The sequence below is a fragment of the Pedobacter sp. MC2016-15 genome, assembly GCF_026239695.1.
Taxonomy (GTDB): domain Bacteria; phylum Bacteroidota; class Bacteroidia; order Sphingobacteriales; family Sphingobacteriaceae; genus Pedobacter.
The window spans coordinates 253,715-275,846 of record NZ_JAPIVS010000006.1 but is presented as its reverse complement, the minus strand read 5'-3'; the positions used below and the strand labels follow the sequence as shown (position 1 = coordinate 275,846).

The following is a 22,132-nucleotide window of genomic DNA, read 5'->3' as shown; positions in this document are numbered from 1 at the left end:
ATGCGAAAATTTTATCTGATTCCTTTTTCCCGATGCGCTAAACTATTACTGGCGTCCATCTTTTTTATCCAGTTCAGTCTGCAGGGCTTTGCCGCTGAAGCGCAGACGATGAACAACACCAATGTCTCTTTTACGGCAAAAAACCTGACCTTAAAAGAGGTTTTCAAACTAATCGAGCAAAAATCTAATTTCCTTATCGGTTATGACAATGTAATCGATACCAAAAAAAGAGTGTCCCTGACTGTAAAAGATCAGTCTGTATATTCAATCCTGAGATCTCTTCTGAAAGATTATAAAGGAAACGTAACTCAGGTTGATCAGAATCACGTACTGATCAATGTAGCTAAACAAGCTGCCCCGGAAGTAAACCAACCTGTAAAGGTAACGAAGCCTGCCCTGCAAATGCAGATAACAGGTACCGTAACAGATATGAGCGGTGTGCCACTTCCTGGCGTAACGGTGGTTGACAAAGTCTCCGACAGAAAAACAGGAACTGATGCTTCTGGCCGGTACTCCATTCCTTCTTCTGCAGGTTCATCACTCAGCTTTAACTATATTGGTTACGACAGGATTGAAGTAACGATAGGGAGCCAGCAGGTGATCAACGTCAAGCTAAAGGAATCCAGCAACTCTTTACAAGAGGTAGTAGCTATTGGTTACCAAAAAGTGCGTAAATCTGATGTTACGGGATCTATTGGAAGTGTGAAAGCTTCAGAAATGAACCTCACAGCACCAACAGTAGGTCAGGCCCTTGTTGGTAAAATTGCCGGTGTACAGGTATCACAAACCAGTGGTGCACCATATGCCAGCACTAAGATCCGTGTCCGCGGAACAGGATCCTTAAACGCAGGTTCAGATCCATTATATGTAATTGATGGATACCCTGCAGGAAATAACGTTTTCATCAACCCGGAAGATATTGAAACTATCGACATCTTAAAAGATGCGGCTTCATCTGCGATCTATGGATCCAGAGCTGCGGGTGGTGTTGTTATCATTACTACCAAAAGAGGTAAAGAAGGTAAAGGTACTTTCCAATATGATGTACAAAGCGGTATCACGCAATTAGGTAAAAAAGTTAAATTATTAGATGCAAATCAGTTTGTAGATCTATTGATAGACGGCCGGAACAACGCCTATAAAGATTTTGTAGTTAACACCGGTGGAACCTGGAGCGATTCCATGTTCTCTGATGATAATGATACGCGTGTAAGACGTGTAGGAAATGGTTCCTCTGTAAGGATACCAACGCAGTTCTATGATTTTGCCAACCAAAGACGAATTGATGCAACAACAAATACCGATTGGCAGGATGAATTGTATAGAAATGCTTTCTTCCAACGTCATAACCTATCTTTTTCAGGTGGCGCCGAAAACATTAAATATTATGTAAGTGGTGGTTATCAGGATCAGGATGGTATCGTAGATCATACCTCATTAAATGCAATAAACTTCAGGTCTAACATTGATGCAAACGTGACCAAAAGATTAAGAATTGGTGCCAATATTTCCATGACGCAAAGTAAATCTCAGGAAGTACCTGAGGGTAGGTTTAGCCCAATGATGGCAGCTTTATTGTACGCACCTTTCCTGCCTGCGAGAGATGATAATGGTGCCCCAATTAAATACGGAATGAATGCGCTCGCGAATGAATTCGGTATCCAGGGTATAGAAAATCCATTGGCTTCTGTAGCGGAAACGAAATCTGAGAGAACATCCTATAGAAATACGTACAATGCATATGCTGCATTTAATATTCTGGAAGGTCTTGAATTTAAGACTAACCTGGGAACGCAGGTGTTCCAACAGAAATATGATTATTATTTGCCTACCAGCCTGAGTGCGGGTGGAAGTAACCCTCCTTATTCGCCAGCCTCGATAGCGGCGGCAAATGCCATTGCACAAAATCAAACTGAAACTGATAGATTAGCTGAATTTACCTTAGCCTACAATAAAAAGCTGGGAAAACACGATTTTAACTTGCTGGCAGGTTATTCTGCTCAGGAATTCAAGGTAGATCTGACCAGAATTGTGGCAAGAGGGTTTACGAGTGATGCCATAGGCGAAATCTCTGACAGAGGTGCAGATCCGGCACTGACTACTATTCCTAATGCATTTAAGACAGAATCCACATTGCTTTCTCAATTCGGAAGAGCCATGTATAACTATGATGGTAAGTATTTCATTTCCGGATCCTTAAGAAGAGATGCTTCTTCTAAATTTGGTCCTGACAACAAATGGGGAACTTTTGGTTCCGTGTCACTTGGATGGAGCCTGTCGCAGGAAGATTGGTACAATGACTTCCTCGGTGAGCAATCATCAGTGAAGTTAAGGGCATCATGGGGATTAACCGGTAACAATAACATCGGTGATTACAATGCCATCCAAACAGTAGGCTCACCGTCTGGAGTAGTATTTGGATCACCAGGTACGGTAGGTACCGGCGTATTGGTTGGTGCGGTCAAAGATCGTGCACTGGGTTGGGAATCTACTTCTCAATTTAACTTTGGTACAGACATCACCATCCTGAAAAACCGTTTGTCTATCATGGGTAACTATTATATCAGTAGAACATTCGACTTATTATTCAGACAGCCAATTTCCGCAATCTCAGGCTCTACAACTATATTAACAAATTTGAATAACAGTAAGGTAGAAAACAAAGGTTTTGACTTGCAACTGGATGGTCGTATCGTACAAACAAAGGATTTCAACTTTGGCATCAGTGGAAACATTAACGTCAACAGAAACAAGGTTCTGGATTTAGGCGGCAACAGTACCATCTTCACTAACGGAGCTGAGCGTGGCTATATTACACACGTTACGCAACAGGGACAACCTATCGGTATGTTCTACGGATTTAAAGTTCTGGGCAGATTAACTGCCGATAATGTGGGTAAAGTAGCTCCGTCTGCTTCATCGTCCAACCCTGCCAAAATAGGTGATCTTTATTTCGAAGATGTGAATGGTGATGGCATTGTGAACGATGCTGATAAACAGGTGATTGGTACTCCTTATGCAAAATTCACTTACGGATTTGCATTGAACACCAGCTATAAGTCATTTGATTTCCGTGCGTCATTTAACGGATCGTATGGTAATAAAGTGCTGGATGGACAGGATTATTACCTGTACAACTTCGAAGGTTCTGGTAACCAATATGTGGAGGTTGCGGACAGATACAGATCTGAGGCACAACCAGGAAGTGGATTGAACTATCGTGCCTCACGTGCGGGAACACAAAGTAACAGTACGCGTTTGTCGTCATTCTACCTGCAAAGCGGTTCTTATCTGAGAATGACCAATGCCATTGTGGGTTATAATTTCCCTAAAGAGGTGGCTAATCGTTTAAAACTTCAGAACATCCGCGTATTTGCATCTGTAGATAATGCATTCACCATCACCAAGTATAAAGGATATAATCCTGATGTTGATTATGGTCTTACATCTGGTTTAACGCCCGGACAAACTGTAAACAGTAGTGCAAACCTTGCCCCGGGTGTAGATTATGGTAACTATCCATTAGCAAGAGCTTATAACCTGGGTATCAAATTAACTTTCTAATAATGATCTATATGAATGCTGAGCAAAAGCAATTTAATCGGGCCTTCCCGGGAGCAGACTGCTCAGCATTATCAAAGCATAATAACATGAAAAAATATTCAATCCTGTTTTTGCTGGTGCTGGTTACGCTGTCATCATGTAAAAAAAGTTACGTAGAAAAAAACGACCCTAATGCAACTACTGTTGAAGATTTCTTTACCAGTGAAAATTCAGTATTACTCGCGGTAAATGCCGCCTATGCTACTTTGCGCAGTGGCGATAACATTGGAGAGGGCAGTGGCCTATACACTGATCAACGTTCTGATGATACGGGTATCAATGATAACCAGTCTAATGCCGGTGAGCCTTTTCAGTTCGGAGATTTTTCCATCCTGCCAAGTAACTCCTATCTTAAACGTCACTGGACCAGCCTGTATGGCACAATTACACAGTGTAATGCGATCACTACCAATATCGATAAGGCAACTTTTACCAGCAATGATACTAAACAACGCTATCTGGCTGAGGCAAAGTTTCTGCGTGCCCTGATCTACTTCCATCTGGTTAGAAAATGGGGCGATGTACCCTTGGTAACAACCACCCTGACTTCAACCAGTGAAATCATTGCCAATACGTATCGTCAGCCCCAGGATGCGGTTTACGCACAGATTGTCGCAGATCTTAAAGATGCGCTGAACAGTAATTTGCCAAACCTGCAACCTACAGGAAACGCAGGCAGAACTTCGAAGGCTGCCATCAATGGCTTATTGGGACAGGTATACCTGACTATGGCTTCTACTTTTGACGCTAATAAATCAGAAAATCTGACAAATGCGAACACGTACCTTACTGCTGCCTTCAATATGCGTCCTTTTACCACTTTGAGCAGTGTGCCTTATGCAGATGTGTTTGATGTGACCAAGAAAGGGACCAACCCTGAGATGATTTTTTCTATCGTGAACATCGCCGGTAATACTACTTACCGTTCAAACATTGCTGCCGACAATCAGCCTTTGGGAGAAACGATCAACTCCTTAAAGATTGGTCTCGGTGTGGGTGGAAACGTGACACCTGATCTGATCCAGGATTATGAACCGAACGACTTGCGTATGGCCTACTCTGTAAAATTTGCGACCAATGCGCAGATACAAGACTATTTCGTTACTAAGTATCGCGATAGAACTGATCTAGCTGGAGTAAACGGCTGGGGAGGTAATGATACGCCTATCATGCGTTTTGCAGACATTATCTTGCTTTTGGCTGAAGTGAATGCTGCTCAGGGTAACGATGTTGTAGCTATCCAGTATCTGGATATGGTTCGTGCCAGGGCGCAAATGCCTTTATATGCTGTTGCACGTCAAACACCTGCATATAGTGTAAAATATCCTTCACTTAAACTGGCCATCCTTCATGAAAGAAGGGTAGAACTTGCTTTTGAGCACAAGAGATGGTTCGATTTGCTGAGAACTTTTAATACGACTGAATTGGTTGCCTACTTCCGTGCCAAATCACAAAGCAATTTTGGAAATGCGCGTTTAACAAACTTTACCACAAAGGACCGGTTCTTCCCGATTCCGTTTGATGAGTACAAACTGAATCCTGAAAAAATGTATCAGAACCCGGGGTATTAAGCTGTAACCACTTCAATACACTCCAAATGGAGAAGAAACCTGCTTTCTTCTCCATTTATTGTTTAATTTCCACCCAAAATTTCCATTATTTCCCATATCATGAAGTATTCTTTTCTTGCACTGTTACTTTTGCCGCTATTCTCATCCGCCCAAAGCAACAGTCAGACCTCGCCATCAGGGCAGGTAAACGTTTTCCTGGGCTCTTCCGGTGATCATGGCCAAATGACACCTGCCGCTACTTATCCTTTCAGTATGCTGAGTATCGGTCCGCAGACCTATCCCAAGCTGCATGCAGGATATGAGCATAAAGCAAAAGTCTTTCTTGGTTTTACACATAACCGTTTCGAAGGTGTAGGCTGCCAGGGCAGTGGCGGCAATATCCTGATCAAACCGTACCTGGGTACAAATCCTGCAGCGTCTGCGCTGATCAAAACATCGGAGTCTGCATCTCCGGGTAATTACGAAGTTGCTTTCTCCAACAAGATCAGAGCAGCATTTACGGTAGTGGAGAAACAAGGTCTGGAACATTATGATTTCCCGGCAGGCGAGAAAGGCTTTTATATCGACCTCAAACATACCCTGGCCAACCAGTTTGTGAGTGAAGAACATGAAGTGGAGGGGCAAAGCATCAGTGGTTTTGTGGAAGCAAAAACTACCTGTAATGTGGGTACTTACAAGATCTATTATTACATCACTATCGATAAGCCTGTGAAATGGGCTGACAGTGCCAATCATAAACTGACGGCGACATTAAGCCCCTCAGACAATAGTGCAGAAATCCGTGTATCTTTTTCTTCTGTAGATGTTGCGCATGCAAAATCAGCGGCAGACAGCAGAGCTTTTACGCAGATGAAAACTGCAAGTATAAAGGGTTGGGATGAGGTTTTAGGCCGTATCAATGTGAAAGGGGATGCAGAACGTGAAAAGCTGTTCTATTCCCTGTTATACCGCACAATGCAGTCGCCCTACGTCATTTCAGAGAAAGATGGTTCTTACCGTGCCACAGATGGCAGTCTGCAACATGCTAAACAACCGATGTATAATGGCTGGGCAATATGGGATAATTACCGTACACAGCTGCCCCTGCTGGCAATTGCAACCCCGGAAAAGTACAGCGGAATTACGGCTTCCATTGCTAATCTGTACGCCTTTGGTAAAAAAGATTATGCCACACAGCACGAGCCTTCAAATACAGTCAGAACTGAACACGCCATCGTCGTCCTGCTGGATGCTTACCGCAAAGGTTTTAAAGTAGATTTAGCAGGTATCTGTGATTCATTGCTGAAAGATGTGGACCGCCTGGATTACAGTCACCCCGACAAAGCGCTGGAATCCAGTTATGACGCCTGGGCGATGTCGCAGATTCTGAAGGTTTTAAAAAAGGATGAGCTGAGTGCGAAATACCTGAAGAAGGCTGCGGAGTACAAAACATACTGGAAAAAAGATTTTGAAGACCTGACCAAAAGGGATGTTGATCAGGTTTCTGCCAGGGGGTTGTACCAGGGAACAATCCTGCAATACCGCTGGTTTGCGCCCTTCGATCTGAAAGGCCTGATTGAACTGATGGGAGGGGATGCCGCCTATATCAAACAGCTGGATCATTTCTTTGATAACGATCAATATAACCATGCAAACGAGCCAGATATCCAGGCGCCATATATGTACAATGCTTCTACAGAACCTCATAAATCACAGGCTCTTGTGCATAAACTGGCGGTAGATACGGTCGTTCAGTATTATTTTAACGATAACAGCAGGGGTATAGACCCATTTATCGACAGGATTTATAAAAACCAGCCGGATGCATTTATCCGCACTATGGATGATGATGCCGGTGCCAACTCAGCCTGGTTTGTGTTTGCTGCTGTCGGTTTTTCTCCGGCCTGTGTGGGATCACCGGTCTATTACCTGAATGTGCCCCTGTTTCCAACGGTTACCTTTCAATGGCCGAAGGGGAAAGCGTTTCATATCGTTACTGAAAACTACAGCGACCAGCACCCGTATATCGCAAAGGTTACCCTCAATGGTAAGGTGCTCGACAGAACCTGGATCACACATGAGGAAATTATGAAAGGCGGGGAACTGAAAATAACAGCCTCGGATCAGCCTGTTAAAGTAGGTATAGAGAGCCGCTGGATATCTGATATGACGATTACGAAAAGCTATTGATAGCTCTTTGTAATCGTTGAATTATAATTTTTGAAATACTTTCTGGCTACGCTCACAGGATCACCGGTAGCTTTAACGGGATAAGGTTTCTGTGTATTCACCCAATTCCATTCCCAGTCTTTGATCTGTGCGGTGAACCCATCAAAATCAGGCTCCTTACCATCAACCAGCGCCTTATCCAGCATGGCAAAATACTTCTGCCAGCGAACGCGGTAAAAATCATTGAGCAGGCCACTCCACTGACGGTTAGAATACTCATGAAGCGGACTCTCCTTGTCGCCCCAAAGCGTCACCAGATCCCGCGCATTCATTTCATACAATGCTTTCTCCTGCGCCGTAGTTCCCCATTTTCTGGCATCGGCAATCCATGGACCTAACAAAAAGTCTTTTCGTGTGGCCAGTAAAGTATCCATATCGCTGATCAGCGTAAGATAAGCTTTGGAAGAACTCCTGAAAGCTTTTAGGTCTTTGTCGCGGTAAGCTTTTACCCATGTGCGCTGTAAAGGTGCAGCATAGTTTGCCAGGACCTGTCTCGAAATATCAATTAAGTCATATTGGAAACCATCGCTGTTTTTTACCGCGTCACTTGCTTCAACCATAAGCTTCCAGGCCGGGAGCAGGTCTTGTGCCTTGTAGTTTAACTTCGTTCTTGTCCATACTGTTGTTGAATCTAAAGTCGGGCGCCCCACGATGATTGACTCCGCCCCGTCACGTATAGTTTTGCCATTAAATGCTGTTTTACTCACAATATCCCAGGCTGCATTTGCTTTGGCATTGGGCTGACCGTAACGGTTACGCAGGTAAAAAGGCATCCATTCTTTCAGATCGATAGGAGTATCCCGCCAGGTATGGCTGGTCATCAGTTCGTACAATATTGGCGTCTGCTCAATAGCTTCCATTGTAAGTCCTATACCTCTCAGGTTTCCGGATTTAGGATCTTTCAGTGCCAGGGCGGGATTGTTGGCTACGCCATCTATCCTGCCGAAAATACTTAAGTTCCCTCCGAAATTGTGCAGCATATTCCAGATCCATTGTTTGCCATGGAAAGCATTGGTGGTTTTCCAAACCGGTTCAATCTCTGTAGCCAGATCCAGGATAATCATTTTATCATTTGGCACATCTTTCAGCAATGCTTCGATCTGTGGCTGTTTCCAGAATTTTTTGTCGCTATAGAACAACCAGCCCTGCATGATCCATGTGGCAGCAGTGTCTACCTGTTTCATGTTTTCGTAAATACCTTTTCCCAGTTTTGTTAGGTATGCAGGATCATCTGTCGGTGGCTCATTCTCATTAAAAGTGTCTGCCGAGTACAGATGGTCAGTACCATAAACTTCTGTTTGTTTCTGCAGGAATTTACGTCCTACTTCAGCATACATAGGGTCATCCGCATCAAGGATATAGGTATCCGCAAATCCGTTTGTCCAGTTTGCTGTTTTCAGCTTTGCGGCAGGGTATTTCTTTTTAAATGCTGCAGGTACGTGTCCGGTAAAAGCGGGCAGAACAGGTTTCATACCAAGTTCGCGCTCACGCTGTACAATCTTTAGCTGCAGGTCTTTGTGGTTATTGATCCAGCTCATTGGCAGCGGTCCGCCCCAGGCATCAAGGTTACCCATGTAGAACCAGCCAAAAAACGCAGGGCCACTGAAAAACTCCGACATATCTTTATCGGAGAAGCCCATATCCTTATAGACGTGGTACCAGGTGTATTCCTGACCCGTGATGGCCAGCGGCATATTGATGCCATGCATCGCCATCCAGTCGATCTCCTTTTCCCAGCGTTCCCAGTCCCACCAGCTCATGCTGTAGCTGAACGTGCAATAGTTCAGGTAATAGCGGTAGTCGTACGGGCTGTTTCTGCTTACTTTTTCTTTCAGTACAGGCAGCACCTTCGGAAGGTTTAAGTTGGTGCCGTTCCAGGTGATCTGACAGTGTGCATATTCTGTAAGGTAAAAATACAGCGCCGAAGCAAAGGCAGTACCATTAGCCGCGCGAAGTACGATTTTACCTTTCCGGCTTTCAATTTCAAAGCGGTCTTTTGCACTTTCAGGTGCGGAGATCTCTTCCAGTATAAACTGGCTGGAATGATTTGGAACTACACGTTTAATGAGTGCCGATGCGGCATCCGTGACTTTTACCTGGGCATATGTTCCCGCAGAAAGCAGGAGCAAAATGAACAGAATACATTTCTTTTGGATCATATGAGCGATTGTTATGCAAAGCAATTTATGAATTAGAATCCATGAATTTCAGTCATGATTCAACATTATTGCAAGGACATAAAAATCCGCTGTTTATCCTGTGCTTAAGCGATCCGTTTACCCAGGATTTTAAGACTTCTTTCCTCTCCGTCCAGTACAGCAATATCAGGCAGCGTAGCCCAGTCTTCAAATCCGAAATGTCTGAACAGTTTGATACTTGGCTCATTATGCGCAAAGATGAAACCCAGCAGGGTTTTAATACCGATTTCCGGTGCTTTTTCTATGGCGTAACTGAGCACAGCTTTGCCATAACCTTTACCTCTTTGCTGTTCATCCAGATAAACACTCATTTCTACCGTAGAATTATAAGCTGGCCTGCCGTAGAACGACTGAAAACTTAACCAGCCAATAATCTGGTTATTTTCATCTTCAATGACCCATAAAGGACGTTTGTCAGAAGAGTGGTCCTCAAACCATTTCATTTTGCTTTCAGTAGTAACTGGTTCTGTATCAGCAGTCACCATTCTGGAGGCGATCGTTGAGTTATAGATGTCAACTATTTTATTGAGGTCAGACAGTTTTGCGTCTCTGTATTGCAGCATGATCGGGTTGATATATTGATCAAAGCTATTGTTTAGCGTTTTCAAATCAAAGCAAAATCGAATTTTTGAGCAAAGGATTCTTAGCTGCGTAATTTTACTTTAAGCACGCTTGCAGCATTGGTATAACCGCCCTCAGACCCGTCCACAAAATGGATGTGATCATCCTTGAGGTCCCTCACATAACAAGACATCACTGCATCTGTACTTACGTGCAGGCCAAATTTGATGATGCCCTGCTGCTCCAGTTCATCAAGGCTTTCCTGCAGGCGCAGCCTTTGGGAGTTTGTACCGGAGATCACCGTATTGATCCTGCCGTCTATAACCAGCGTATCAGACATATTCACGAGGCGACTCAGATAATCTTTGCCTCTGCGGGTTTTAAAATAGAGGTGGCCTAACAGCTGAGTAAACCATTGATAAAACTTTTTGAAAAAGTTACCTTCATTGAAGCTGGCACGCATTTCCAGTTCAATGCGGTTAAATGTTGTTTTAAGCTTTAGCTTGTTGATGGAGATTGGTTGTCTTTTTTCAGGCTTGCCGTAAATCTGGTCCAGAAGTGCAATTACCTTGCGGAAGGCCTCTGCCTGTTTTACTTCCGCACCTGATACAGCCAGCAGAGTGACTACTTCATCATGATTTTCCGGCGGCGCGATCTTATCCCAGCGGCATGACATCCCGGTGAGGTCCAGCTCTGACTGCTGTTGCGCACGTTCAGGATACAGGTAATCGTCTCCCTTGATCACTTTTTCAGCATACTGCAGGCCGGTGCCCAGAACAATTGGTATGTACAGGGTTTGGGAACTTTTGAATTTACTGATACGCAGCTCATGTCCTTCCTGGTAGATGCTGCTGACAGGTATAGTGCCCGCACGAAGGTCAATGTTAAAATTTTTGAGCGTATTTTCTTTGAATTTCAGCAGGGCGCTCATGGCACTGTCAATCACTGTGGGCGGAACAATGAAGGTGGCACCATCACCACCAAAGAAAAATGGAATAGTGATGTTAGCCCTGAACGTGACATTTAAAACGGTCACGATGCTGCCGGTAGCAATCAGGTTTACTGTTTGATGTAAACCTGACTGTACGGCTGCGGTAGAATTTGTAATATCTGTAATGATCACATGCCAGTTATCCGGAATACGATGAAACAGGCTATCCCTGGAAAGCAGTTCCTGCAGGGGGACCTGGTTTTCTCTCAGTTCGGAATAAAACTTCGCATTCGGATTTGGCATGGATATTATTTTATAGCAACAGGAACTGAAAGGTTTTCCCAAACCAGCTCAATACCTTTAGGTGTTACCAGGTATTTGAGGCGTTCTTCGGTGCTGCTGCTTTTTACAGGAGTAACATTTACCGATAAAACATCCTTTGTAGGTTCATGAGTCGTTACACCATCGTGAGTAGTTCCCCATTGTCCGGTTTCGGAGTTGAAGATCACCCTCCAGGTTTTTGTACCGGGAATCATGTAGATGCTGTACGATCCTGCTTTCAGGTCTTTACCCTCAACTTTGATCGCTTTGTCTGTAGTGATGGTCGTTGCTTTGTTGGCACCAGCTCTCCAGATGGCATCATAAGGTACGAGGCCACCCCAGATTTTACGTCCCTTTACAGCAGGGCTGCTATATTCAATGGTGATGTTTGCGCCGTTGATTGTGCCTTTCGCTGTTGCAGCGGGACTTGGCTGATTTTGCCTTGCCCAGATTCCATAGGAAACCACGAGCAATGCTACGGTGAGCATTCCGATTTTTAATTTTTTCATAGTCATACAGTTTTGAGATTTTTGGTTGGTGTAAAAGTAATCCAAAACCAAAAAATATCAAATTTTACTTTAATAATTAAGGAGTTACGCCAGTATTGCGCCTTCTTCAACCTGAGCAGCTGCTTTTGATGTCAGCTTCTCATTAATGCTGTTGAACATGTTCCTGCCATTAGGATGGATAGCCAGAATACCATTTACCTGATCTGCACCGCCGTCCGCTATTGTAGCATTCAGCTTCTCAACATCCTGTACGGTAAGACGGTTGTTTTCAAATTTGTCCGACCAGTGCTTGATGAATTTAGCAACGCGTTGGGTTTCGATTTCGTCGAGGATAGGGCTGATGCTTTTTTTAAGTTCATCTGCTTCCTGCATTTCCTTAGTGTAAAAAGGATTTAGTGCTTTGATGAAAGGAAAATTTTGACCTGAGGCTCTTCTAAGTACAATAATCAGGTAAGGGATGGCAATGATCGCAACAATTGCGGTGATGATTTGTGTAGAATTGAAATTCATTGAAGGTATGCTGTTTATAAGGATTGATTAGTAGCTTGTTAACAGGGTATTTCGAGGTCGCAAAGGTATGGAAATTCTTAATATTTAATATGATAATTTCTGATCTGCATTTTGATTTTTCCGGTTTTAGTTTCCATGCTGCGCATCTTCTTGCGGTCGATCGTAGTGCCCTTGCCCATGAAATTAAGCGGTATTTTTAGTTTCTCTATGGCGAAGGTTGCTTCAACATAGGAAGGAAGAATATCTTTTAATAAAGCATAATTCATCAATAGCGTGTAAGAACCTTCTTTGCGGGTATTGATTTCCGATTGTACGATGCGTACAGCCTTTGTATCCATGTATAAAGTAGCGAGCGCAAGATCAGACTGAGGGGTAGTAGGGATGATATTGATTACCTTAAGTGATCTTCCATTGCGTTTTTCGGTTCCCCGGTCAACCGTGATAAAGGGATATTTAAAGATTTCAGACAGCGAAAAGTCCAGTCCCCTTTTTGGCAGCATCACAAAGTCTTTTGATGAAAACATCATTTTCTTGCCTTTTGCATAGGTAATGCTGGCTGTTTTTGTAGGCATTTGGATGAAAGGAACATCCAGATCAAGGATCAGTGATGCTGAAAACTGCTGCACGGAATCCATCCGCTTTTTGATGCGGAGCAGATCAGGGTCAATCTGTTGGGCGCAGGCATATTGTGTAGCAAGTACAAGAAATATAAATAACGATCTAATCATCCGATGTCTTTTTTATGAAATACATATGTACCCGCTGCGGCAAAGGCCAGGGTATACAGTAAGAGTAAGGCGTTGTTGATAAAAATTTGGTTCCAGTCCAGCTGGTAGTAAAAAAGCTGCTGCCAGGTGTCGATCAGCTTCGGAAAGAAATAAGTGTTGATCACAGGAACTACAAAATCTACTTTTAGCAGCAGTGTCGTGATGATCAGGAATAGTGCTGCCGCGATCCATGTTTTTGCAGCCTCCTTGATGAAAATTGCGAGGGTCATACTGGCGACACAATAGAAAACCATCGTGAACGCACCTGAGGCAAATGCCCAGCAGATCCTGTGAAAGGCATCTGCAGCTTCAAAGAAATTGAGTGTATTGATGTATACCACCAGGTCGCCACTCCCAAAAATGGAATAGGACAGGATGAAGGTCGTGAGCATCATAAATCCGATCACCAGAAGGGTAAACAGCACGGCGATGATATATTTTGCGGTGGCCACTTTCCACTTATCTACTGCCTGCAGCATCACAGTTTGCATGGTGCCATCCTTGTATTCGTCAGTAACAATGCCTGAGGTTACGATCATCAGAATGAGCGGTACATTAAACCAAAGGGAATTGAGGACGATATACATGATCAAGTTTCCGTTTAACAGCGTCCCTTCAAAGTAAAAGGATTGTTTAAGGTTGTCCAGCAGCAGATCGAGGATCGTACTTCCCTGGAAATAGGCAGTGATGAGGATCAATGTTTCAATCACCATGATCGAGCCCAGTGCGTAATATGTTTTGCTTTGTTTGACAAGCTTTAGCAGTTCAGCTGATAGCAGTAATCTCATTAATTGGCCTTTTTGATTAATTCTTCCAATGTTAACACAGGGCTGCAGGCAGTTACCTGTATGCCTTCTCTGAGGAGTTCATTTAAGAGCGTCGGGATGTCTTTGGCTTCGCATACTACTCTTGCATCATTGGTGCCCATCTCTACCTCATATTTTTTCAGGGTTTCCGCAGTGCTGAGGTTGGAAGCCGTGATGCTGAAGCTCGTGATGTGTGCATCGATCAGTTCATTGGTAGCGCCGGAATTTACAATCTCGCCCTTTTCGATCACGTATAGGAAATGGCAGCATTTGCTGATTTCAGCCATCATATGAGAAGACAGCAGAATCGCAATATGCTCTTCCTCTGCGAGTTTGCGGATCAGATGAATTAGTGAGGCTACACCGATTGGGTCGAGACCCGAAAAGGGCTCGTCCAGTACAAGACATTCAGGGTCACCTATCAGGGCGATGGCAATGCCCAGGCGCTGTTTCATTCCGAGGGAAAAGTTCCTTACCGGATCTTTGCGGTCCAGTGGCAAACCCACCTTTGTTAAAGTCTGCTCAATGGATTGTTTATCCGTAGCTGCCCCTTGTATTCCTGCGAAGATTTTGATGTTGTCGTAGGCATTCAGGTAATTGTATAAGCCCGGTCTTTCAATAATCCCTCCAACGGGTTTTGACCTTTTGGAGTTGATGATCACCTGGCCCTGATCTGGTTTTACCAGTCCGCATAAGATTTTGAAGAGCGTAGTTTTCCCGGCGCCATTTCTGCCGAGCAATCCACATATTTGTCCCGCTGGGATATGAATGGATACGTTATCTAATGCTTTTCCGGAGGCGTATTTCTTGCTTAAATTAGTTCCTGTAAGCATTATTCAGCTATTTTATAATTTACGCCCTGTTCGCGGAAGTTAAAGCGGGGCTTATAGTATTTCTCCAGGAAGGTACGTGAAACGAAGGATTTCCTGAAAAGGAAAAGCGGGTCCTGGATCATAAATTTTGGAATGAAGTGATACCAGCGTATACCGATCCTGTGGTAATAACTGGAAACTTCTTTTTCCATGCCCAGTTCTTTCGCTGCCACCATAAATGCCGTGCGCTGACATTTTGATCCGGTGTAAGGATAGGCGAGCTTGGGACTGAAACCATGCATGTACAGGTTATCTTTTATTCTTTTGTAATTCTGGAAGCGCGACCAGGCGTCCATCACAACGAGGAAAATATGGGTGAAGGCGAATAAAACACTTCCAAACCAGAAGACTGTAGCAAACAGGGCCTCATCAATATAGGCGTCCCTGAATTTTGTCCAGTAAAACCAGGATTCAAAGACGAAGATGAGGATTGAAAAATGCAGCAAATAACCTACGTTCCAGTAAGAAACTGTTTTACTGGGCTGTTTTGGGAGTCTATGATAGTCTACTTTTCCCCGGGTGGAGCTTAGGCGATTTACTTGTTGCATTAATTAAATATAATATTTTTAGTGTAAAAAGCTGATGCCAAACGGATACTTTCTGTTGTGTGCAAATTTTTTTGATTTCAGCTGATTAGATAACGAAGGATAATATTACGAAATTACTGAGTTGCTGTTTGTCAAAAATGTGCAATACAACTTTAAGTTGTTTGGAATATGCCTTTGTGCTCGCTAAAACGAATATATTTAAGAATTGGGATATTTTTTGATGAGGATTTTATTTGATGACACTTACTTGCTGAGTTTTACTTCGTTTGCGGTCAGATAGCTTGGTATATATTGTTCAAGCTCCGCTTTCCTGGCTGGATCATCAATTAGCTCTGTTAATGGGACAAGAGCAATCGCGCGCACAAAAACGCTACTTTTTGCTGAGAGCGCTTCAGACCAGTCTTTGATATCGACCCTTTGTCCGTTAGCGGTTTCAGTGATCTTAATCTTAGTTGGATCACCTCCTACAACTTCAAATGCAACTTTAGGAGCTTTAATTTGTCGCAAATAATTAGAGTCTATTTTGTTAATCCTGCCGCTAAATTTTCCGAAGAACTTATTTAAGGCCACATCATATCCAGCATTTTGAACAAGTGTACGGTCTGTGGCAACAGTTTCGCCCTGATAGGCAATGTTGAGTCTTGCACCCAAAGAAATGTTTGTCAGCACATGCGTGCCATACTTTTTAACAAGTGTTTCAGCAGTCATCGTCTGCAAGTCCGATTTAAAGCTGGTGCTCAGATATTTTAAAGTCGACTTGTCTGTGAAAAACTTGAGTTGCTTGTATTCTATAATGTCTGAGTAATAGCCATAAATATATTTTTCTGCAAAAGGCAGTTCGTCTGGGAAAAACGATTTTATAGATTGACCATAAAGCTTTCTTCCTTCGGTGGCTTTTAGGCCCCAGGAAAGCTGTAGGGCTAAAGCTTCTGCATTAATGCCATCCCAGCTATTCATGCTGTATGTGGCTGCTAAGCCTCCCTCCACGTGTTTTTCCTTTGCGAAGCTTACCATGTCAATTACCGGGACTCTTGCAGAACTGGCATCGTCAATTTTTCCTGTTACATCGTAGCCATATCCTAATAAATTATAATTGATATCACCTTGTACTGCCGTAGGATCATAAGATAACTTCGGCGGAAGTAAAGTCATTTTTGCGATAGACTCCGGTACAGGTTCTTCAATTGAATTGTCCGATGATTTTTTACAGGATGTAGCTATTAAAAAAATGGTAAGGGCAAATAAAACTTTTTTCATATCACTGGAGCGTATTTAAACTAATATTATTTAAATTTTGCTGAATATACAATATGATAGGTCGTTTTACTGCAAATATTTTTATGATCACGCTATTATTACAGAGGATAGGATGATAAGCGTATTAGCTGATCATCACAATGCGAATTATATTTTTGCAATATTTAAATATACAAAATCAGATCATGGTAAAATCAATACAGAATGCAGATCATTATCAGTGGGGCAATAATTGTGATGGCTGGCATTTGCTGAAGAGCGATAGCCTTAGTGTGATTCAGGAGCGGATGCCGGCAGGTACTTCTGAAGCGCGGCATTTCCATGTCAGGTCACAGCAGCTATTTTATATACTGTCGGGTTCTGCAAGTTTTGAAATTGAAGGGTCTATTTTTCAGCTAAATGCCAGAGAGAGCATTCATGTGGAAAAAGGGAAGAAGCATTGTATTGCTAATTATGGCAGTGCGGACCTGGAATTTATGGTGATTTCTGAGCCGAAAGCACACGGTGACAGGGTGGAGATGTAGGGCCGATTCCTAATTTGAACCTGTGCAACACTTCGCTGCACAGGTTCAGTTATAATACTTATTGGAAGATGTATACAGCAGATCCTGTAATTATCGAGGTTCCTGAGAAAGTTTTGGTTTCAACTACTTTGTCATTCACCAGGATTTCTGCTTTGGCATCACCACTAGTCATAGCTGAGAAATTAATTGCCAGATTATCAAATTGTTTGACGTTCTTTTTGAACTTCACAGAGTATGGCAGAGTCACATTGTCAACGATGGCATTTCCACCCGTCTCGTTGGTATAGATGACATCTCCGTTTTTAAGACCTGAAGTTGTGGTTACCCTGTATTCTACATTGACATCCCTTGGATAAGAATTTCCTGTTTCAGGGTTGTTGTCATCATCTTTACCGCATGAGGTCATTAATAGTACCATCATCAGGCAAGGAAGTGCAACCATCATTAACCAGTTTGTCTTTAGTTTTAAATTTTTCATAGTGTTTTAATAAATATTAGCAGGTTTTTGAATTAAATTTAACCAGGGCAAAACTATAGCGCTAAGGGTTGTTTCACAATACCGGCTTATTAGGTATTATTTCTACTGGTTTTCTGGTATTTCTCAAAAAGTACGATGTTTATCCTGATTAATTATTATTTTGCGGGGAATGATTAGGTTCAGTCACCTTTTAACGCTCCTGTTAATATTACCCTTTGTCGTCGTGGCTCAGATGCCACTGAATGAAAGCCGTTATGCAGATAGCCTTCAGCGTGTTGCAGCTAACAAGCAACTGGGGGATAGCAGTCGCGCTCATGCCAATTACTTATTGACAGGCTTCTTTGGAGGCCATGATGCAAAAAAAGCAAAACTACATTTCGAGGAAGCCAATCGTCTCGCGAAGCCATATCCTTATCTGGTAGCCGGCGCTCCTTTCTATGAAGCTTATTTATTTGAAGATGGTTCCAGCCAATCCATGGAGCTGTACAAAAAAGCCGACCGGCAGCTGAGCAGGTTTAAGGACAAGGGCACGTACATGTGGAGGGCTAAGATTTGGCTGAATTATGCATCCATGCTGCAGTTCCACGATAAAAAAGCAGAGATGGTCAGCACGATCATCGGCAAAGCTATACCCCTTGCGAAAAAGGGAGGAAACAACATTCTATTATCCTTTATGTATGCAGATCTGGCAACTATCCTTTCCAATATTGGTCAGCTGAAAGAAGCACTTACCTATTATACACTTGCAATTAGGGGACTGGAACAATCTAATCATCATTCCAGCCGCTTTGCGTCAGTTTATGTGGGCCTTACCTATACGTTATGCCAGCTTTCAAATTATAAGGAAGCCGGGATCATGCTGGATAAGGCCAGAAAACAGCTGGCACCTTATCCCAAATCATCTGCTTACCCTGATTTCTATGCCACGGAAAGCATGTATTACAATAAAATTGGCAGTCATCAGCTGGCGATCCAGAGCGCAGAAAAAGGTCTTGTGCTGGCGAGGGAGCTCGGGCTGGATTACATGATCCAGGGGCTGACGGTCGAAAAACTGGTCGCGCTCAGGCAGATGAAAAGATATAAGGAAGCAAAGCAGGTTTTCGCAGTTTTGCAGCAGGATAAAACTTTTCAGTCGCTCTCCGAAGGACGCAGCGATATTTATAAAATGATGTCTGAGGTGTATGCTGAGGAAAAACAGATGGATCTGGCCTACCACTGGCTTCAAAAATATAGTGAGCTTAGTGACAGCCTTTCCAGCAGCAACATGAAAAAAGAGATCGGGGAGATGGAGATCCGCTTCCGTACTGAAGAGAACCTGCATAAGATTACTGTACTGAAATCACAAAAGGCCAAAGCAGAATACGAGGCGGGCTACAACAGGTTAGTGGTTTGGTTGCTGGCCTCCGCTGTTGTGTTTATACTAATCCTATCTGTATTGCTGATGCTCAACTACAAGAAAAGTCGTCGTCTCGTGCTGCAGGAAAGTGTAAATCTGCAGCAGCAGCTGCGGGAACTCGCACAGCAAAAACAATTGCAGGTAAGCTCTGCGCTGATAGAAGGAGAGGAGCGTGAGCGGAAACGTATGGCGCGCGACCTCCATGATGGTCTGGGTGGTATGCTGGCAGGCATCAAGCTGCATCTTTCGGCCATGCTGCAGTATCCCGACCGGCCGGTTTCCTCAATAGGGGGACTGAAGGTGGTTGAGCAGCTGGATCAGTCACTGAACGAACTGCGGCGCATTGCAAAAAATATGATGCCCGAAACGCTGATTAAGTTTGGTTTGGAGAAAGCGATAGCGGACTTGTGTCTCTCTTTTACAAACGACAAGCTCCAGGTAGATTTTCAGTCTTTCGGCATCGATGAAAATTTGCCGGAGAAAACACAGATCATGATCTACAGGATCATTCAGGAAATTTTGGCGAATGCGGTAAGGCACGCTTCGGCGTCATCAATTATGCTGCAGTGCAGCCAGAATGGGGATGTGTTTTTAATCACTGCCGAAGATGACGGACGCGGCTTTGAGTTTGACGCTCAGGTTGCTGCCGCTGGGATGGGGATGTCCAATATCAAAAACAGGGTAGAGTACCTGAATGGGAAGCTCGAACTGAATTCAATAATAAATGAAGGAACGGTAATCAATATAGAACTGGATGTCTGTAGCACAAGCTAAAATCGTAATCGTAGATGATCATCCGCTGATCATACAGGGGCTCACAGCCATGCTGCAGGAACACTCTCAGTTTGTTATTACTGCCAGTTTCACAAGGGGACTTGAGTTTATGAGTTACCTGCGGGAGCATGCAGTAGACGTGGTGATACTGGATATCAGCCTGCCCGATTGCAACGGTATGGATATATGCAAGGAAATAAAAGCCCTGGCTCCCCAAACCCGGGTGATTGCGCTGACAAACCACAACGAACGTAGCCTGATCATGCAGATGCTGCAGAACGGGGCAAATGGTTACCTGCTAAAAAATGCCTCCTCCGAAGAATTACTGGCGGGTATTCTTCAGGTACTCAATGGTCAGCTGAGTTTCAGTAAGGCTATTGAAGAAATTATCACCCAGCCTACTGTCTATGAGCGTGATCCTCTGCCAAAGCTGACGCGCCGGGAGCTGGAGGTGCTGAAGCTAATTGCTGCCGGGGAAACTTCGCTGGTGATAGCCGATCAGCTTTGTGTAAGTCCGCTGACGATAGAAACCCACAGGAGAAATCTGCTTCAGAAGTTCAGAGTAAGAAATGTGGCAGAACTGATTAAAATCTCCTACCAGCTGGGACTACTTGCTTAGTTTCGTAGTTAGGTTTTCATAAACTGCTATTCTGTGCGTCCTCAGGCGATACGGGAATTTTTCTTTGCTCCCACTCATCTGGAAACCTATCGCATGAGATTCTTTCACCGGCATATGGCAGTCGATACAGTTTTTTGCCAGTACCGCTTTGTTTTTCTCGGGTAACGTTTTGTGTGTTACATCGGTATGGCAGCTAATGCATTTATTGGAGTACATCTGTATGCTTTGTTTGGTGTTATCATGAATGTCATGGCAGGTAATACATTCGGCCTTGCCGACTTTATAACAGAGACTTGCTTCGAGTAATGGCTTTTGTTTCCCGTGTACATCGGCATCTTCGCCCCGGTACTCATTGTACTGAGGGAGAGTCTTCAGTGTGTCTCCGGGTTTGAAAGTAAATGTAGAAGTCAGGGTTTTTATTCCTGTTCCCGAATGGCATACTCCGCACATATCAATTTTCCTGGTAAGGGCCAGAGACTTATAACTTACCATATGGGTTGCTTTTTTCACTGTAGGGTTTGCTTCGTGAAATTCAACGTGTGCAGCGGCAGGTCCGTGGCAGCGCTCACAGTCGATACCGGCAATAAGAGATCCCTTTACGAGCTCTTCTTCTACACCGAAATCACCGGATTTAACGAGGTTGATCTTAACGGATGAGCTGTGGCACTCCAGACAGCGCGCAACAATTGGCCGGCCGAAGTAAATCTGGTCTGTCGGGAAGCCCGGACTGTTCACCCACTGATGTTCTTTAGTGAGATAGTTGAGTGGCATCTGCATCAGCTTATCGCCAAACCAGAAGGCGAAGGTATAAGCGCTGATTCCCGCCCCGAAAACCATATCGGTATGTTCAGTTTTTTGATCTTTTCCATTGATCAATGCAGATTGATACAGGCCGTCTTTGAGGTTTTTGACCCCGACTTTTGTGTTTGCATTGAAAACGAACTCGCCATCCGGCAGATGAAGGCTATCTGTAGAATTAGGCTTGGTCAGCATTCTGGAGGTATTGAAGTGGGAGTTGTGGGTATATGAGTTGGTGAGATCTTTATGGCAATTCGCACAGGTGGCACTGCCTGCATATGCCGGTCCGCGATTGTCTTTGGGTTTTTCCGCCTGCGGTGTACATTGTATGATTGCAAATACAAACATGCCCAGAATCAGGAGTATCAAAAATAAACGTCGTTGGCCCATAAAAATATTTGGTTGCTGGCATCAGGCAATTCATTCCGAAAGTAGCTAAAATATTTTATCGGAAGAATATATTCTGCTTAAGATTCTCTGAACTTCCGTTCGTTTCCGCACTCTTCCGCTCATTGCCGGAGATTTCTTATCAAAAGGATGTTTTTTGATCAATAGACGTTTGATTTTGGAGGTTTAAAAAGGGACTTTGTTCGGAACAGGTCCACAGTAATGGTTCACTGACTGGTTGCTCACTGTACTAGAATAAGCTAGTTAAAAACGACGCAGTGATCAACCAGTCACTGAACTGATACTGTGGTGGCACTCCGAGCAAAGTCCCTTTATAATCTGCACAAAGTTGTTGTTCGTGTATTCAAAAAAAGGCCTTTAAGTATATTCCAGAGGCGTTTTATAGGCCTCTGGTAGGCGTTGGGTAGGGGTTGGATAGCCCCTTGGGCTTTCGAAAGCCTGAAAAAGGCCTTTTAAAGGGCCTCTGAGGAGGT

Annotated in this window: 18 protein-coding genes; 6 read left to right on the top strand and 12 right to left on the bottom strand. The window is 43.7% G+C overall.

All coding sequences use genetic code 11. From position 1 onward, the window contains the following. The 3 genes from OQY15_RS18370 (at position 1) to OQY15_RS18360 (ending at position 7,343) form a co-directional block, all read left to right on the top strand. On the top strand, positions 1 to 3,564 hold the full coding sequence (locus tag OQY15_RS18370; RefSeq protein ID WP_265793387.1) for a TonB-dependent receptor: 3,564 nt from the start codon (positions 1 to 3) through the stop codon (positions 3,562 to 3,564). Positions 3,565 to 3,650: 86 nt separating this feature from the next. Continuing rightward, a complete protein-coding gene (locus OQY15_RS18365; protein WP_265793386.1) occupies positions 3,651 to 5,174 on the top strand; it encodes a RagB/SusD family nutrient uptake outer membrane protein in 1,524 nt (507 codons plus the stop codon). Between the two features lie 99 nt (positions 5,175 to 5,273). Beyond that, positions 5,274 to 7,343: a glycoside hydrolase domain-containing protein gene (locus OQY15_RS18360; RefSeq protein ID WP_265793384.1), complete on the top strand. Its 2,070-nt coding sequence runs from the start codon at positions 5,274 to 5,276 to the stop codon at positions 7,341 to 7,343. Here the strand turns inward: OQY15_RS18360 and OQY15_RS18355 are convergent. The 10 genes from OQY15_RS18355 to OQY15_RS18310 form a co-directional block, all read right to left on the bottom strand. Continuing rightward, the gene (locus tag OQY15_RS18355) at positions 7,337 to 9,541 is read right to left on the bottom strand and encodes an alpha-N-acetylglucosaminidase (RefSeq protein WP_265793382.1); all 2,205 of its coding nucleotides are present in this window, start codon (positions 9,539 to 9,541) and stop codon (positions 7,337 to 7,339) included. The genes OQY15_RS18360 and OQY15_RS18355 overlap by 7 nt on opposite strands. Positions 9,542 to 9,645: 104 nt before the next feature. Next, complete coding sequence (locus tag OQY15_RS18350; protein ID WP_265793381.1) at positions 9,646 to 10,143, bottom strand: GNAT family N-acetyltransferase; 498 nt, start codon at positions 10,141 to 10,143, stop codon at positions 9,646 to 9,648. An 80-nt stretch (positions 10,144 to 10,223) separates the two neighbouring features. Next, complete coding sequence (locus OQY15_RS18345) at positions 10,224 to 11,375, bottom strand: DUF3095 domain-containing protein (RefSeq protein WP_265793380.1); 1,152 nt, start codon at positions 11,373 to 11,375, stop codon at positions 10,224 to 10,226. Between the two features lie 5 nt (positions 11,376 to 11,380). Further along, positions 11,381 to 11,902 carry a DUF2911 domain-containing protein gene (locus OQY15_RS18340; RefSeq protein WP_265793378.1) on the bottom strand — a complete coding sequence of 174 codons (522 nt, stop codon included), beginning with the start codon at positions 11,900 to 11,902 and terminating at the stop codon, positions 11,381 to 11,383. An 84-nt stretch (positions 11,903 to 11,986) separates the two neighbouring features. Then, complete coding sequence (locus tag OQY15_RS18335; RefSeq protein WP_265793377.1) at positions 11,987 to 12,412, bottom strand: hypothetical protein; 426 nt, start codon at positions 12,410 to 12,412, stop codon at positions 11,987 to 11,989. A 77-nt stretch (positions 12,413 to 12,489) separates the two neighbouring features. Further along, a complete protein-coding gene (locus OQY15_RS18330; RefSeq protein ID WP_265793376.1) occupies positions 12,490 to 13,140 on the bottom strand; it encodes a hypothetical protein in 651 nt (216 codons plus the stop codon). Then, complete coding sequence (locus OQY15_RS18325) at positions 13,137 to 13,967, bottom strand: ABC transporter permease subunit (protein ID WP_265793374.1); 831 nt, start codon at positions 13,965 to 13,967, stop codon at positions 13,137 to 13,139. Before OQY15_RS18325 ends, OQY15_RS18330 begins: the two co-directional genes overlap by 4 nt. Next, complete coding sequence (locus tag OQY15_RS18320) at positions 13,967 to 14,818, bottom strand: ABC transporter ATP-binding protein (RefSeq protein WP_265793371.1); 852 nt, start codon at positions 14,816 to 14,818, stop codon at positions 13,967 to 13,969. The genes OQY15_RS18325 and OQY15_RS18320 overlap by 1 nt, the downstream gene beginning before the upstream one ends. After that, positions 14,818 to 15,405, bottom strand: coding sequence for a hypothetical protein (locus OQY15_RS18315; protein ID WP_265793370.1), 588 nt, complete (start codon positions 15,403 to 15,405; stop codon positions 14,818 to 14,820). The genes OQY15_RS18320 and OQY15_RS18315 overlap by 1 nt, the downstream gene beginning before the upstream one ends. A 243-nt stretch (positions 15,406 to 15,648) precedes the next feature. Continuing rightward, on the bottom strand, positions 15,649 to 16,662 hold the full coding sequence (locus tag OQY15_RS18310; protein ID WP_265793368.1) for an MAC/perforin domain-containing protein: 1,014 nt from the start codon (positions 16,660 to 16,662) through the stop codon (positions 15,649 to 15,651). Positions 16,663 to 16,847: 185 nt separating this feature from the next. Between OQY15_RS18310 and OQY15_RS18305 the strand changes: the two genes are divergently transcribed. Further along, positions 16,848 to 17,186, top strand: a complete 339-nt coding sequence (locus OQY15_RS18305) for a cupin domain-containing protein (RefSeq protein WP_265793367.1) — start codon at positions 16,848 to 16,850, stop codon at positions 17,184 to 17,186. Between the two features lie 58 nt (positions 17,187 to 17,244). Here the strand turns inward: OQY15_RS18305 and OQY15_RS18300 are convergent, their stop codons facing one another. Then, positions 17,245 to 17,664 (bottom strand): hypothetical protein, encoded by a 420-nt coding sequence (locus OQY15_RS18300; protein ID WP_265793366.1) that lies wholly within the window; start codon positions 17,662 to 17,664, stop codon positions 17,245 to 17,247. Positions 17,665 to 17,833: 169 nt separating this feature from the next. Here OQY15_RS18300 and OQY15_RS18295 point away from each other — a divergent pair, with 169 nt between their 5' ends. Both OQY15_RS18295 and OQY15_RS18290 read left to right on the top strand, forming a co-directional pair. Then, the gene (locus OQY15_RS18295) at positions 17,834 to 19,834 is read left to right on the top strand and encodes a sensor histidine kinase (RefSeq protein ID WP_265793365.1); all 2,001 of its coding nucleotides are present in this window, start codon (positions 17,834 to 17,836) and stop codon (positions 19,832 to 19,834) included. Continuing rightward, entirely contained in the window at positions 19,815 to 20,453 is a 639-nt protein-coding gene (locus OQY15_RS18290; RefSeq protein ID WP_265793364.1) for a response regulator transcription factor, read from the top strand. The genes OQY15_RS18295 and OQY15_RS18290 overlap by 20 nt, the downstream gene beginning before the upstream one ends. Here OQY15_RS18290 and OQY15_RS18285 read toward each other — a convergent pair. Further along, a complete protein-coding gene (locus tag OQY15_RS18285) occupies positions 20,442 to 21,641 on the bottom strand; it encodes a cytochrome c3 family protein (RefSeq protein ID WP_265793363.1) in 1,200 nt (399 codons plus the stop codon). The genes OQY15_RS18290 and OQY15_RS18285 overlap by 12 nt on opposite strands. Between the last annotated feature and the right edge of the window lie 491 nt (positions 21,642 to 22,132).

What these genes read in the sequence shown, in the direction of transcription:
- OQY15_RS18290 (WP_265793364.1), top strand. Translation starts at nt 19,815, where the DNA reads ATGTCTGTAGCACAAGCTAAAATCGTAATCGTAGATGATCATCCGCTG.
- OQY15_RS18285 (WP_265793363.1), bottom strand. Translation starts at nt 21,641, where the DNA reads ATGGGCCAACGACGTTTATTTTTGATACTCCTGATTCTGGGCATGTTT.
- OQY15_RS18360 (WP_265793384.1), top strand. Translation starts at nt 5,274, where the DNA reads ATGAAGTATTCTTTTCTTGCACTGTTACTTTTGCCGCTATTCTCATCC.
- OQY15_RS18350 (WP_265793381.1), bottom strand. Translation starts at nt 10,143, where the DNA reads ATGCTGCAATACAGAGACGCAAAACTGTCTGACCTCAATAAAATAGTT.
- OQY15_RS18325 (WP_265793374.1), bottom strand. Translation starts at nt 13,967, where the DNA reads ATGAGATTACTGCTATCAGCTGAACTGCTAAAGCTTGTCAAACAAAGC.
- OQY15_RS18300 (WP_265793366.1), bottom strand. Translation starts at nt 17,664, where the DNA reads ATGAAAAATTTAAAACTAAAGACAAACTGGTTAATGATGGTTGCACTT.
- OQY15_RS18320 (WP_265793371.1), bottom strand. Translation starts at nt 14,818, where the DNA reads ATGCTTACAGGAACTAATTTAAGCAAGAAATACGCCTCCGGAAAAGCA.
- OQY15_RS18365 (WP_265793386.1), top strand. Translation starts at nt 3,651, where the DNA reads ATGAAAAAATATTCAATCCTGTTTTTGCTGGTGCTGGTTACGCTGTCA.
- OQY15_RS18335 (WP_265793377.1), bottom strand. Translation starts at nt 12,412, where the DNA reads ATGAATTTCAATTCTACACAAATCATCACCGCAATTGTTGCGATCATT.
- OQY15_RS18340 (WP_265793378.1), bottom strand. Translation starts at nt 11,902, where the DNA reads ATGAAAAAATTAAAAATCGGAATGCTCACCGTAGCATTGCTCGTGGTT.
- OQY15_RS18315 (WP_265793370.1), bottom strand. Translation starts at nt 15,405, where the DNA reads ATGCAACAAGTAAATCGCCTAAGCTCCACCCGGGGAAAAGTAGACTAT.
- OQY15_RS18330 (WP_265793376.1), bottom strand. Translation starts at nt 13,140, where the DNA reads ATGATTAGATCGTTATTTATATTTCTTGTACTTGCTACACAATATGCC.
- OQY15_RS18345 (WP_265793380.1), bottom strand. Translation starts at nt 11,375, where the DNA reads ATGCCAAATCCGAATGCGAAGTTTTATTCCGAACTGAGAGAAAACCAG.
- OQY15_RS18305 (WP_265793367.1), top strand. Translation starts at nt 16,848, where the DNA reads ATGGTAAAATCAATACAGAATGCAGATCATTATCAGTGGGGCAATAAT.
- OQY15_RS18295 (WP_265793365.1), top strand. Translation starts at nt 17,834, where the DNA reads ATGATTAGGTTCAGTCACCTTTTAACGCTCCTGTTAATATTACCCTTT.
- OQY15_RS18370 (WP_265793387.1), top strand. Translation starts at nt 1, where the DNA reads ATGCGAAAATTTTATCTGATTCCTTTTTCCCGATGCGCTAAACTATTA.
- OQY15_RS18310 (WP_265793368.1), bottom strand. Translation starts at nt 16,662, where the DNA reads ATGAAAAAAGTTTTATTTGCCCTTACCATTTTTTTAATAGCTACATCC.
- OQY15_RS18355 (WP_265793382.1), bottom strand. Translation starts at nt 9,541, where the DNA reads ATGATCCAAAAGAAATGTATTCTGTTCATTTTGCTCCTGCTTTCTGCG.